The organism is Qingshengfaniella alkalisoli, assembly GCF_007855645.1.
Taxonomy (GTDB): domain Bacteria; phylum Pseudomonadota; class Alphaproteobacteria; order Rhodobacterales; family Rhodobacteraceae; genus Qingshengfaniella; species Qingshengfaniella alkalisoli.
On the sequence record NZ_CP042265.1, the window covers coordinates 228,193 to 240,651 of the forward strand.

The 12,459-nt window shown below is 57.8% G+C and carries 13 protein-coding genes; 4 read left to right on the top strand and 9 right to left on the bottom strand.

What is annotated here, in order from left to right:
* Window positions 1-22: 22 nt before the first annotated feature.
* The gene (locus FPZ52_RS17555; RefSeq protein ID WP_146366897.1) at window positions 23-1,231 is read right to left on the bottom strand and encodes an ABC transporter substrate-binding protein; all 1,209 of its coding nucleotides are present in this window, start codon (window positions 1,229-1,231) and stop codon (window positions 23-25) included.
* Window positions 1,228-1,854, bottom strand: coding sequence for a CDP-alcohol phosphatidyltransferase family protein (locus tag FPZ52_RS17560; protein ID WP_146366898.1), 627 nt, complete (start codon window positions 1,852-1,854; stop codon window positions 1,228-1,230). Before FPZ52_RS17560 ends, FPZ52_RS17555 begins: the two co-directional genes overlap by 4 nt.
* Before the next feature lie 195 nt (window positions 1,855-2,049).
* Between FPZ52_RS17560 and FPZ52_RS17565 the strand changes: the two genes are divergently transcribed.
* The 4 genes from FPZ52_RS17565 to FPZ52_RS17580 are packed head-to-tail and all read left to right on the top strand — an operon-like array spanning window position 2,050 to window position 5,780.
* Complete coding sequence (locus FPZ52_RS17565) at window positions 2,050-3,060, top strand: type 2 periplasmic-binding domain-containing protein (RefSeq protein WP_146366899.1); 1,011 nt, start codon at window positions 2,050-2,052, stop codon at window positions 3,058-3,060.
* Window positions 3,061-3,120: 60 nt separating this feature from the next.
* Complete coding sequence (locus FPZ52_RS17570) at window positions 3,121-3,750, top strand: TRAP transporter small permease subunit (protein ID WP_146366900.1); 630 nt, start codon at window positions 3,121-3,123, stop codon at window positions 3,748-3,750.
* 9 nt (window positions 3,751-3,759) lie between these two features.
* The gene (locus tag FPZ52_RS17575) at window positions 3,760-5,160 is read left to right on the top strand and encodes a TRAP transporter large permease (RefSeq protein WP_146366901.1); all 1,401 of its coding nucleotides are present in this window, start codon (window positions 3,760-3,762) and stop codon (window positions 5,158-5,160) included.
* Window positions 5,161-5,174: 14 nt separating this feature from the next.
* The gene (locus FPZ52_RS17580; protein WP_240804546.1) at window positions 5,175-5,780 is read left to right on the top strand and encodes a chloramphenicol phosphotransferase CPT family protein; all 606 of its coding nucleotides are present in this window, start codon (window positions 5,175-5,177) and stop codon (window positions 5,778-5,780) included.
* On the opposite strand, the gene FPZ52_RS19025 is transcribed toward FPZ52_RS17580, so the two are convergent.
* The 7 genes from FPZ52_RS19025 to kdgD form a co-directional block, all read right to left on the bottom strand.
* The gene (locus FPZ52_RS19025; RefSeq protein ID WP_168201411.1) at window positions 5,777-5,935 is read right to left on the bottom strand and encodes a hypothetical protein; all 159 of its coding nucleotides are present in this window, start codon (window positions 5,933-5,935) and stop codon (window positions 5,777-5,779) included. The two genes, FPZ52_RS17580 and FPZ52_RS19025, sit on opposite strands and share 4 nt — an antisense overlap.
* A gap of 9 nt (window positions 5,936-5,944) precedes the next feature.
* Entirely contained in the window at window positions 5,945-7,300 is a 1,356-nt protein-coding gene (locus tag FPZ52_RS17585; RefSeq protein ID WP_146366903.1) for an amidase, read from the bottom strand.
* Window positions 7,290-8,708 carry a TRAP transporter large permease gene (locus tag FPZ52_RS17590; protein ID WP_146366904.1) on the bottom strand — a complete coding sequence of 473 codons (1,419 nt, stop codon included), beginning with the start codon at window positions 8,706-8,708 and terminating at the stop codon, window positions 7,290-7,292. Before FPZ52_RS17590 ends, FPZ52_RS17585 begins: the two co-directional genes overlap by 11 nt.
* Window positions 8,705-9,289, bottom strand: coding sequence for a TRAP transporter small permease subunit (locus FPZ52_RS17595; protein WP_146366905.1), 585 nt, complete (start codon window positions 9,287-9,289; stop codon window positions 8,705-8,707). Before FPZ52_RS17595 ends, FPZ52_RS17590 begins: the two co-directional genes overlap by 4 nt.
* 54 nt (window positions 9,290-9,343) lie before the next feature.
* Window positions 9,344-10,474: a TRAP transporter substrate-binding protein gene (locus tag FPZ52_RS17600; protein WP_146366906.1), complete on the bottom strand. Its 1,131-nt coding sequence runs from the start codon at window positions 10,472-10,474 to the stop codon at window positions 9,344-9,346.
* Window positions 10,475-10,595: 121 nt separating this feature from the next.
* Entirely contained in the window at window positions 10,596-11,531 is a 936-nt protein-coding gene (locus tag FPZ52_RS17605; protein ID WP_146366907.1) for an SMP-30/gluconolactonase/LRE family protein, read from the bottom strand.
* 8 nt (window positions 11,532-11,539) lie between these two features.
* On the bottom strand, window positions 11,540-12,445 hold the full coding sequence (gene kdgD / locus FPZ52_RS17610) for a 5-dehydro-4-deoxyglucarate dehydratase (RefSeq protein ID WP_146366908.1): 906 nt from the start codon (window positions 12,443-12,445) through the stop codon (window positions 11,540-11,542).
* Window positions 12,446-12,459: the final 14 nt, after the last annotated feature.

A 12,459-nucleotide genomic window follows, 5' to 3' on the forward strand; every position in this document is an offset into this window, starting at 1 on the left:
GCAACAGGGGCTGTGCCGGTGATCACTCGCGGCCTACGCCAAAGCGTTCGGTCCAGTCGTCTTGAATACGCGTCATCCAGGACGGGTGTGGCTCTGGCAATGCCGTGCCGAGCTCTTCCGGGGTCAGTGTCGCAACGCCAAGGTCGATGTCATCGAAAAGTGCGCGGTCACTTTCATCCAGCTTGTCCATGTCCAGAATGGTTCCGACACCCAGATACTTTGGATCTTGGGCGCGGGCTTGGGCCTCTGGCGACATCAGGAAGTTCGCTACCACCATCGCACCCGATTTGGCATTGGCGTTATATGGGACTGCGACGAAAGAGGCATTGCCGATTGTGCCCTTCTCCAGAACGAAGGTTCGGAAGGTATCGGGCAACTCGAAATTTTCGATTGCGGCGGATGCCTCGCCGGGGCTGAACGAGATTGCCAGATCAATTTCCTTATCCGCTAGAAGCTGTATCTGCTGCGGCCCGCTTTGAGGGTAGGCCAATCCCTGACGCCACAGCAACGGGGTCAATTCATCAAGATAGGCCCAAAGCGGCGCTGTGACAGAGTCGTAGTCGGCGTCTTGGACAGGCTTAAGTAGCGGCGCGGGATCATCCGCCAGATCGTACAGCGCCTGCTTCAGAAAAGTGGCTCCCAGAAAATCAGGTGGTTGCGGAAAGGTGAAGCGGCCGGGGTTGTCGCGTACCAGATCCAGAATGTCTTGCATATTCGTTGGCGGCGCTGGAAGCTTCTCGGCGTCGTACATGAACACAACCTGCGCCATCGACCAAGGTGCTTCCAGCCCATCTGTGGGAACTGTGAAATCCGTTTGAACCGTCTTGCCGTGGACGTCGACATATTGCCAATTGGGAAGGTCATTCACCCATGGCCCGAACAACAGGTCGTTCTCCTTCATCGCCGCGAAATTGGCCCCGTTGATCCAGATCAGATCGACCGCACCGCCCTCGTCCTTGCCAGCGGCCTTCTCGGCCACGACCCGCGTCACCGCGTCAGCCGTGTCCGACAGTTTCACATGCTCAAGCGTGACGCCGAAATCCTCCGAGACGCGCTCGGCGACCCATGCAATGAACTCGTTGGTGATGACCGACCCGCCCCAGGCGTTCCAGTAAACCGTCTGACCCTTCGCCGTTTCCAAGACCACGTCCCAGTCCGAAGGGTCCGGTGCGCTTTCAGCGTGTAACGGGGCAATGCCGAGCGCAAGCAAGGCAGCAAGAATGCGGTTCATGCAGATTCTCCATGGTCGTGGGAAAACAGACGATAGGCCAACAGGATGCGCGACGAGGCAGTGATGAAACACAGCGTGCCGAACAGCCATGCCAGCGGCGCGAACCATTGTGGCAGCAGGCATAGCAGGATGAAGAAAACGATCGTTTCCGTACCTTCTAGCAGACCGCCGGTGAAATAGAGTGACTTGAGCCCTCGCGCGTCGCTTTCCATCTTGCGGCGTTCAGCGAGTATGGCGAAGCCCAGAAAGCTACTTCCATTGAAGTAGAAGCTGGTCAGCAGGAAGGCTCCGGCTGCGCCGTTTTGTGCCGGGTCAAGCCAGACGAAGCCCATCGGAACCGCACCGTAGAACAAGAAATCCGCCGCGATGTCGAAATAGCCCCCAAAATCTGTCCTTTGCGTTGCGCGTGCCACGGCACCGTCCAGCCCATCTGCGAAGCGACTAGCCAGCAGCGGAAGAAGCGCCCAGCCCGGTGCGCCCAAGGCGATGACAGCGGCGCTCAGCAGCCCAAGAACCAGCCCCGCAGCCGTTACCATATCTGCCTTGACGCCAGATGCGGCAAGAATGCCGCCGAGCCGGTTCAGCGGTGGATCAATGAATATGCGTGCGTGTTTATCCAGCATGGGTTCCGTGCGCTTGGTGCGCGACCATTGCGTCCCCATTCCATGAAGTATTGCAACCCCTTACACGCCGTTGTGAGCCCTTGGCAGCGGTTAGACACTTGCATACCCAGAAATACGGGGTTGGCATATAATGTCTCTCGCCTATGGTAACCCGATACACGGACCCTCAGATCCGGCAGAACAGGGAGAGAGACTATGAAATCACTCATTGGAACATCTGCGCTTGCGCTTTTGGCTGCGTCCTTCGCGACGGAAACCGCTGCGACCGAATGGAACGTGTCGTTATGGGGCAAGCGCCGCGCCTTTACCGAGCATGTCGAAAAGCTTGCGGAACTGGTTGATCAGAAGACCGACGGCGCGTTCACCTTGAACATTTCCTATGGCGGGCTGTCCCAAAACACCGAGAACCTCGACGGGATTTCCATCGGTGCCTTCGAGATGGCGCAATTCTGTGCGGGGTATCACGAAGACAAGAACCCCTCGATCACGGTGCTGGAACTGCCGTTTCTTGGTGTAAGTTCGCTTGATCAGGAACGCGACCTGTCTATGGCGCTCTATCAGCATCCGGCAGTGGTAGAGGATCTGGCGCGGTGGAACGCGACCCTTCTGATGCCGTCACCGATGCCGCAATATAACATTGCCGGTTCGGGCGAAGCACCTACGACGCTGGAATCCTTCGACGGGCTTACCGTGCGCGCGACGGGTGGCATTGGCGACGCGATGTCGATGCTCGGTGCGGTGCCGACATCCATGTCTGCAAGCGAGGTGCGCCAGGCACTCGATTCCGGGGTGGTGAAGGCCGTGTCCTTTGCTCCGCACGCACATATGTCCTTCGGCGTCGTGGAAACCGCCGACTGGTGGACGACCAATTTGAACCCCGGCACGGTAAACTGCCCCGTCGTGGTCAATACCGATGCGCTGGATGCGCTGACGGATGAGGAACGCGAAGCGCTTCTTGGGTCGGTTGAGGAGGCGCTCGATCATTATGTCGACTACTACGAGAACGAAACAATGGCCAAATGGTGGCCGACGCTGGAAGATCGCGGGATCGAGGAAATCACCTATGACGATTCTGCAGTCGAGTCCTTCAAGGAAATGACTGCAGGTCCCGCTGCCACCGCCTGGATCGAAAAGAATTCCGGCACCATCCCGGCGCAGGAGCTTTACGACTTCGTTCAGGACAAGCTGACTGACGGACAATCGTAAGTCGGATGGCCTGCTCGCACCTTGTGGGCGGGCCTAACCTACTGACGGAAAGGGGGCTCGATGGCGGGCAGGTCTTCGGTTTTGAGCGACGACACGCTGCTCAGCAGGCTCGATCTCAAGTTATATACGCTGGAACGCTGGCTTGCGTTGTTGAGCGGGCTGGCGGTTTTTGCCTTGATGGTCCTGGCGGTCATTTCCGTCAGTGGCCGTAATTTCTTGAACCAGCCCTTGCCCGGCTATGTGGACTGGATACAGCAGGCGATGCCCCTGATTGCCTTCATGGGAATTTCCTACGTCCAGCGCGACGGTGCACATATACGCATGGACATGATCGTCGGGCAGTTGAAGGGCCGCCCGCTCCATGCGGTGGAACTGATCACGACGCTTGCGATCTTGCTGTTGATGGTGCTGATGGTCTGGGGCTCGTGGGCACATTTCAGCCGCAGCTTCGATTTTGCCGCTCCGATGTGGAGCAGGGACAGTTCCTTCGACATCGGTCTTCCCTTGTGGCCAGCAAAGCTGCTGGCACCCGTCGCGTTCTTTGTGCTTTGCCTGCGCCTTGTGCTTCAAGTCTGGGGATATGCTCGGGCGTTCGTTGAAGATGCGGTGCGGCCCGTCGCGGTACCGCTTGTCGAGGATGCGGCGACGCAGGCCGCGCATGAGGCAGAACAGATGACCGGCGCGGATTGAGGGATATCAATGGATACGATTGAAATTGGTCTGGCGGTCACGGGCGGGCTGCTGGTACTGGTTTTGTTGGGCATGCGTGTGGCCTTCGCCGCCGGCCTTGCAGGGCTTATTGGCTTGATCTGGATCTTCTGGTCCAAGAAAGGCTACGATCCGGCCGAATTCAGTTGGGCGCTGACCGTCGCGACAAAAACGGCCGGGCAGGTGCCGCATTCCAAGGTGGCGTCCCAAGCGCTGTCTTTGATTCCCACGTTCATTCTGATCGGCTATCTCGCCTATTATGCGGGTCTGACCAAAGCGTTGTTCGAAGCTGCCAAGCGTTGGGTGGCTTGGGTGCCTGGCGGGCTGGCAGTGTCTACCGTCTTTGCCACGGCGGGGTTTGCTGCCGTGTCAGGTGCCTCGGTCGCGACCTCGGCCGTGTTCGCGCGGATTGCAATCCCGGAAATGCTTGCCGTCGGATATGACAAGAAATTCGCAGCGGGCGTCGTTGCGGCGGGTGGCACGCTAGCATCGCTCATCCCACCATCGGCAATCCTGGTGATCTACGCCATCATCGTTGAGCAGGACGTGGGCAAACTGCTTCTCGCGGGTTTCATACCCGGTGCGTTCTCCGCACTGGTCTACGGAACACTGATCATTGCGTTGGGACTGACCATCAAGGGGTTCGGGCCACCTGTGAAGGGGTTCACCTGGCGCGAACGCTTTGTGTCCCTTCCGCCAGCCCTGCCGATCTTTTTCGTGGTCTTCATCATAATTCTGTTCATCTACAACCCGTTTGGTGGCGATGCATGGGGCACACCGACCGAGGGCGGGGCGCTCGGTGCTTTCGTTGTCTTCTGCATGGCGGTCTGGAAGGGAATGCGGTGGCGAGAATTCCGCGATGCATTGCTGGAAACAGCCAAGCTGTCGGTGATGATCTTCACGATAATCTGGGGCGTCCTGATTTATGTACGCTTCTTGGGATTTGCGGATTTGCCGGGCGCATTCTCGGACTGGATTACATCGCTGAATCACCCCCCGATCATCACGCTGATCATGATCCTGCTAGCCTATGCAGTGCTAGGAATGTTCATGGACGCTATTGGCATGCTGCTGTTGACCCTGCCCGTGGTCTACCCGGCGGTCATGGCCTTGAACGGGGGCGAGGCCGTGACCGCCGCCGACAGCGCCTTCGGAATGAACGCGCAGATGTGCGCAATCTGGTTCGGCATTCTCGTCGTGAAGATGGCGGAATTCTGTTTGATCACGCCACCTATCGGGCTCAACTGCTTCGTTGTGGCAGGCGTGCGAGACGACATTTCGGTTCAAGACGTGTTCCGTGGCGTGACACCCTTCTTTATCGCGGACGGGGTGACAATTGCCCTGCTGGTTGCCTTCCCCGGCATTGTCCTGTGGTTGCCGAGCCTCGTGTGACACCGGGCTGGATCGTGATCCTGAACGGGGCGCCGCGCTCGGGCAAGTCGAGTATTGCAGCCGCGATGCAAGATCTGTCGGACGAACCGTGGGTTAATCTGGGCGTCGACGCACAGAACCGAACGCTACCTGAAAAACTGCTGCCGGGCATCGGGCTCAGGCCGGGGGGCGAGCGTCCGGACTTGGAACCCGTTGTGCGGCGTTTGTATTCTGCGCTTTACGCCTCGGTCGCTGCTCATAGCCGCGAAGGGTTCAACGTGGTTGTCGACGTGGGCCATCATCATTGCTACTTACAAGATTTGGATGTCTGGCGCATTTGTGCTCGGCACTTGAAGGGCCTTCGGGTTCTCCTCGTTGGGGTGTGCTGTCCACTGGAGGAAATCATGCAGCGCCGAAGCAGCTCACAGCCTGGCCGCGAAGCGTTGTATCTTCAGATCGACGAGAACGGAGCCGTGCCCGAGCCGATCCTGCGATGGCAGGAAGCAGTCCACAAGCCGGACATATACGACCTGGAAATCGACAGCTCGGTGCTCACACCGCAAGAGGCAGCGCAGATGATCCTAGCGGCGCTTCCAGAATACATCCTTCCCGGTGCCTTGAATCGCCATGCCAGCAATTAGCGCTTGCTTCGGACTGATGATACGAAGTCGATGGCGACTAGCAAGATAGTGAAGCCGATGACGACCCAAAGGTCGATCTCCGTGACGTGATAAGCGAGGATGCCAAGAAAGCCCGCAAGTGTGGCAAAGGCTAAGAACGCCATGAGCTTGTTCATCTGCGTCTCCTATTCATGTGCGGCGAGAGTCTTGTAGAGCCAGTTGGCGTTGCGAAGCAGCCTTGCATCATCACCGCGCGGGCCAACCAGTTGCAATCCCATTGGCATCCCATTGGAGGCTGTGAATACCGGAATGGTAATGGCGGGCACGCCGCATAACGTCCACAGCCCGTTGAAAATGGCATCGCCGGTTGTGGCATGACTTTCCGGCGCGGGGCCAAGTGCAGCGGGGCAGAGCATGGCATCGCATTGCTGGAAAATTTCGTCCAGCGTGGCAGTCAGCAGCTCTCGCCAATCTAATGCCGTCAGATAATCCTTCGCCGAAACCGATTGCCCATGATCCAGCGCCTCCTGCAACGTATCTGACAGGCCATCTGATCGCGCGGCATAGCCCTGATAGCAGCGCACCATCTCCGCGACGTTGATGATCGCACGTTGTTCCGCCGCCTTGTCGAACTGCGAGTGTAGGCGAGCAGGAAAGCAACGGTGGTGAAGATGCTCGGCCAGCTCCTCGAACGCGTGGTGTAGGTCGGGGTCGGCACGGTCCCATTCAGGCGGCTTAATCATGGCAAATCGCGGAGCGACGGGTGGGTCGGCCTGTGCGGTGTCCAACAGGGCAGGGAAGGGCTGCAATGTTGTGGCCGGGTCGGCGCTGTCTTGCCCGAAGAGAACCTCCGCCAGCATTGCCGCGCCTGCGGGGTCGTGCGCGAAGGTTCCCACTGTATCCAGCGTTTGGGACTGCATCAACACGCCGGTTCGGGGTATCGCACCGAAGCTGGGCTTGAATCCCGTGACCCCGCAAAAGGACGCGGGGCGAATAATTGATCCTCCCGTCTGTGTACCGATCGCCAGTGGAACCATGGCTGCGGCTACGGCGGCGGCGGAGCCCGCCGACGACCCGCCCGGTGTATGATCCGGATTATGGGGGTTGCGTGTCCCGGAGGGGTGCAGATAGGCAAGCTCCGTCGTGACGGTCTTGCCCATGATGATCGCGCCTTCCTGTTTCAGCCGTTTGACAACGAAGGCGTCGGCCATGGGTAAACGACCCTGATCCAGCATTGTGCCGTTTCCAGTTGGGATTTTCTGAGTGTCGATGACATCCTTGATCCCGACCGGCAGACCATGCAGACGCCCCAATGGCTTTCCTGACTTGCGATGTGCGTCAAGCTGCTTGGCTTGATGCCTTGCGAAGTCCGGGTCATGCCAAATCCATGCCTGCACCTCCGGTTCGCGTTGACGGATCTGTTCGATATAGGCTTCGACCACATCGAGCGCCGCAAGCTCGCCTCGCGCAATGCGATCTCGAAGCGCCACGGCGTCCAGTTCGATTAGCGGGATCATGCCTGACTTACGATCACTGCCCATAGAACTGCTCCGGCAGGTAGAAGACGATCTGTGGGAAGATATACATAAGCGCCATCGAGATGAACACGCAGAACAGGAAGGGCATACAGCCCGCGAAGATTTGGGTCAGACGGACCTCGGGAGGAGCGATACCCTTCAGGTAATAGGCAGACATCGCCATGGGTGGCGTCAGGAAGCTGGTTTGCAGGTTCAGCGCAACGAGGATGCCGAAGAACAGCGGATCAATCTCGAATAGTGGTAGGAGTGGCAGGAAGATCGGTACGAAGATGATAATGATTTCCGACCATTCGAGCGGCCATCCCAACAGGAAGATGATCAGCTGTGCTAGCAGCAGGAACATGATCGGCGACATGTCCAATCCTTGCACGAACTCCGAAATCAGATGTTCGCCGCCAAGATATGAAAACACCGAGGAGAAGGTGTAGGATCCGACGAACAGCCAGCAGACCATCGCTGTTGTTCGCACTGTCAGATACACGCTTTCACGCATCCTTTGCCACGTCATTGCGCGATATGCGAAGGCCAGCAGAATGCCCCCCAAGGCACCGATGGACGCGGCTTCAGTCGGTGTGGCCAGTCCGAACAGGATCGAGCCAAGCACCGCGAAGATCAGGAAGGCAAGTGGCACGAAAGAGGTGAAGATCATGAACAGCAACCGACCAAACGGTACATCCGGCACTTCGTCATCCGTTGGGCGAGGGGCGACTGAGGGTTGCAGTATCGAGCGTCCGACGACGTAGATCAGGTAGAGCCCGACCAGCGTGAAGCCCGGCAGAAGTGCGGCTGCATAGAGACGGACAATCGAGACGTTAGACGCGGCGGCGTAAACAATGAGCATGATCGACGGTGGGATCAAAATGCCTAATGTGCCGCCCGCGCAGATTATGCCCGAGGCGAAGGAATTGTCGTAGCGCGCTTTCAGCATGGCGGGCAGGGCGAGCAACCCCATCAGTGTAACGACTGCACCGACAATCCCCGTTGCCGTCGCAAACAGCGCACAGGTGATAAGAGCCGCAACACCCATTGACCCCGGGAGGTTTTTCGAGGCCACGTTGAGTGTGGAAAACAGCCGGTCCACGATGTTTGCGCGCTCGACTATATAACCCATGAACAGGAACAACGGGACAGCCGTAAGCACCTCGTTCGACATCACTGTGAAGGTCTGGTTGATGAACAGATCGAAAATGCGATTGTTGAAAAGTCCTTCGATCCAAGTGCTCGTGCTGTCCCACCAACTTGCCGTCTCTTCCAGCCGATCGAATTCTCGCCACATGCGGCGGGCATCGAAATAGGCGTAGTAGCCAAAGCCGATACCCATCGCCATCAGGGTGAAGGCAATCGGGAAGCCCAGAAAGACTGTGAAAATGAATATGCCCAGCATGAACAGGGCGACCTGCGGGTCCGTCATGGATGGGCGTCCTTCTCTGCCTCTTGTGCCTGCTTCATCAACAGATCTTCTGTTTCAAACACGTCTTCCTCGGCCTGTAACCATTCGTTCGTCTTGATGCACAGAAGGCAGCGCATGACCTGCGCGATGCCTTGAACGAACAGCAAAAGCCCGGCAACGACGATCACTGTCTTGAATTGGTAGATAGGCACACCGGCAGGGCTGTTTACCGACACTTCCGCGTATTGCCAGCTACGTGCTGCATATTTCCAGCCGGCGAGGATCAAAGCCGTTACGCCGGGAAAGAAGAAGATAATGTAGAGCACCAAATCCACCTTGGCCTGATTTTTCGGCTGCCAGAGACGGTACAGGAAATCACCGCGTACGTGTCCGCCTCGCGACAGCGTATAGGCACCACCCATCATGAACAGCGTGCCGTACATGATGAATGATACGTCCAGCGCCCAGGCGGTGGGGTTGTTCAGAACGTACCGGACAAAGACCTCGTAGCCGGTGCCGACCGCCATCAGGACAATCAGCCAGGCGAAGGCCTTGCCAAACCATGCCGACAAGGTGTCGGCGAAACGTATGAAGCCGATCACAGAATTGCTCCGCAGATTGGGAGCACCCCCGGATTGCACGGGGGCGCTAAGACATCACATCTTCAACTTGCCGGGGAAGTAGTGCTCGTACGCAAGCGCATAGTCGGGGGCGTTCATCAACTCGTAGAAAGTGACTTGTTCAACCCATTCCCGCTGGCTGTCGAGGCACTTCTTCATGAAGGGATCCGATTCCAGTTCGGGGATCAACTCGTCCCAAGCCTGAAGCTGCGCATCCAGGATTTCCTGCGATGTTCGATGTACCGTCACACCCGCTTCGTTCTGAAGCCACTGGAGGTCAGCGGAATAGACCCGCATAGCTTTGGCGGTGTTTGCCGTGGATGCCGCTTCCACACCATGCACGAGGATCGCTTTCAGGTCGGGCTCCATATCGTCCATGACGAATTTAGAGAACAGGAACTCAAAGCTTTCCGACGCTTGGTGGTAGGATGACAGGAAGTAGTTCTTTGCCACGTCCTGTGCGCCGAAATCCTTGTCCGAGGTCGGGTTGTTGAACTCGAACGCGTCAATCACACCCCGTTCCATCGCGGGCACAATTTCCCCGCCCGGTAGCTGTGCGACGCTCATCCCCATGGATTGAAGCAAATCCGCAGCAAGTCCGACGGTGCGATACTTGAAGCCCTCGATGTCTGCGACCGTGGTCACCGGGTCCTTGAACCAGCCAAATGGCTGTGCGGGCATCGGAAAGCCAAGGTAGCCATCAATGTCCAGCCCCATAACGTCCTGTGTGAGTTCGTCGTAAAGTGCCTTGCCGCCGCCTTCATAGAACCAGCTTAGCATCGTGGTGGCGGAACCGCCAAACACAGGGCCTGTCCCGAAAAGCGATGCCGCCTTGTTCTTGCCGTACCAATAGACCGGGACAGAATGCGCTGCGTCTATCACCCCGTCATGAACAGCATCCAGTACCTGAAATGCCCCGACTACGGCACCTGCAGGCAGCAGGTCTATCTGCAATCGTCCGCCGGACATTGCCTGTACCCGGTCCGCGTAATCCTGCGCAAATTCCTGCCAGATGTTTGATGCGGGCCAAGATGTCTGCATCTTGATCACCAGCGGGCTTTGGGCCAGTACTGCGGGTGCAGCCAGCGCCCCTGCCGTTGCCGTGCCCCCGGCCAGAGCCGAGCGCTTTAGAAAGGACCGGCGGTCCATCTTAGTCTTGTCAGCCATTTTTTCCTCCCTTGCGATCGCAGGCGCGATTTCGCACGTCTGCGTCTGTAACGATTACGCAACGTGACAGGGGTTCAAGTCAATGATTTTGCAAATACTTGACCGAAAACCGACGGAAAAATCAGAAATAGGGCTGACCGTTCACCGTCAGATAGCACGCATAAAGCGACGTCGTGCCGGTGATATAGAGCCGATTGCGTTTGCGCCCGCCGAAGCAGACATTGGATACTGTTTCCGGGATAAGTATTTTCCCGATCAGGGCGCCTTCCGTGTTCAGGCAATGCACACCATCCGCGGCACTCGCCCATACGCGCCCCGCCGTGTCTAACCGGAAGCCATCATATAGACCATTCTCGCAGGTGCTGAAGACCTCGCCACCGGATAGTGTGTCGTCATTGACTGCGAAACGACGGATGTGACGGGGGCCGCCTTCCACATGGGTTGCGCCGGTGTCGCTGATGAACAGCGTCGTTTCATCGGCTGAAAAAGCCAATCCATTCGGCTTGATTAAGTCATCCGCAACGATGGCAACATCGCGGGTTTGTGGATCAATGCGATAGACGTTGCTCGTACCAATCTCGGATTCGGCCCTGTCGCCTTCATAATCGCTGTCAATGCCATAGGTTGGATCGGTGAACCACACGGCACCATCTGACGAAACGACGACATCATTCGGGGAATTGAACCGCTTGCCTTGATAGCGGTCGGCAAGAACCGTCAGATTGCCATCGTGCTCGGTTCGTGTCACACGCCGACCACCGTGTTCACAGGTGATCAAGCGACCCTGCCTGTCGCGCGTCTGCCCGTTGGAGTTTCGCGATGGCGCGCGCCAGACGGTTGTTTCATTGTTTATCTCGTCGTAGCGCATGATCCGGTCATTCGGTATGTCGCTGAACAACAGATATTGCCCGTCACCGAAATACACCGGCCCCTCCGTCCATCGCGCGCCCGTCCATATCTGGTCAAGATGCGCGTTCTTCAGGCATAGCTTTAGAAAGGTTGGGTCCAACGCATGAACATGCGGCTTGTACAGTGCTTCCAGCGGATTGACGGGCATGGCAGATCCTATCGTTTGTAGGGGGCGATGAGTTTCTCCATCATATCCATCTCGTCATTCGTCAGATCGTCAAGGGGCGCACGCACTGGCCCTACTTCGAATCCTTGCAGTCGAACGCCTGCTTTGATGGCGGAAACAGCGTAACCCTTCCGGCGGTTGCGGATATCCATGAACGGGTAGAAGAAGTCTTTCAAGATGGCTTCGCAGCGAGCCTTGTCACCGCTACGCAGCGACTTGTAGAACTCCACGGCCAAGCCCGGCACGAAGTTGAAAACGGCTGATGAATAGGTTGTGAATCCCGCACCCAGATACGCTTCGGCAAAGAGCTCTGCCGTAGGCATGCCGCCCAGATAGGTCAGCCGGTCGCCCATGGTCGCGGTGACCTGACGGACCAGCCCGATATCACCGGAGCCGTCTTTGAAGCCCACGAGGTTCGGGCAGTCCTCGCAAAGCCGAGCGAGCGTGTCGGCCTGCAAGATGGAATTGTCGCGGTTGTAGACCATCACGCCAAGCCCGGTCGCCTCGCACACTGCCTTGACATGGGCATAAAGCCCCTCTTGTGGTGCGTCGATCAGATAGTGTGGCAGAAGAAGGATGCCATCCCCGCCCGCCTTCTCGACCGACTTGACGATGTCCACGGCCATTGCCGTGCCGTATCCGCAGCCCGAGACAATTGGCGTGTCGCCCGCTGCCTCTTTCGCGGCGGCGACGATATCTGGGATCTCGGAAGGAGCAAGAGAGAAGAACTCTCCGGTGCCACCGGCTGCAAACAACGCGGACGCCTCGAACCCCGACAGCCATTCGACATGTGCCTGATAGGGATCGCGGTTGAATTTTCCATCGGCGCGAAAGGCAGTTACCGGGAACGAAAGCAGCCCCGCACCAAGCGCGGTTTTCAGGTCTTGTGGGTTCATGGAAAGCTCCGTCT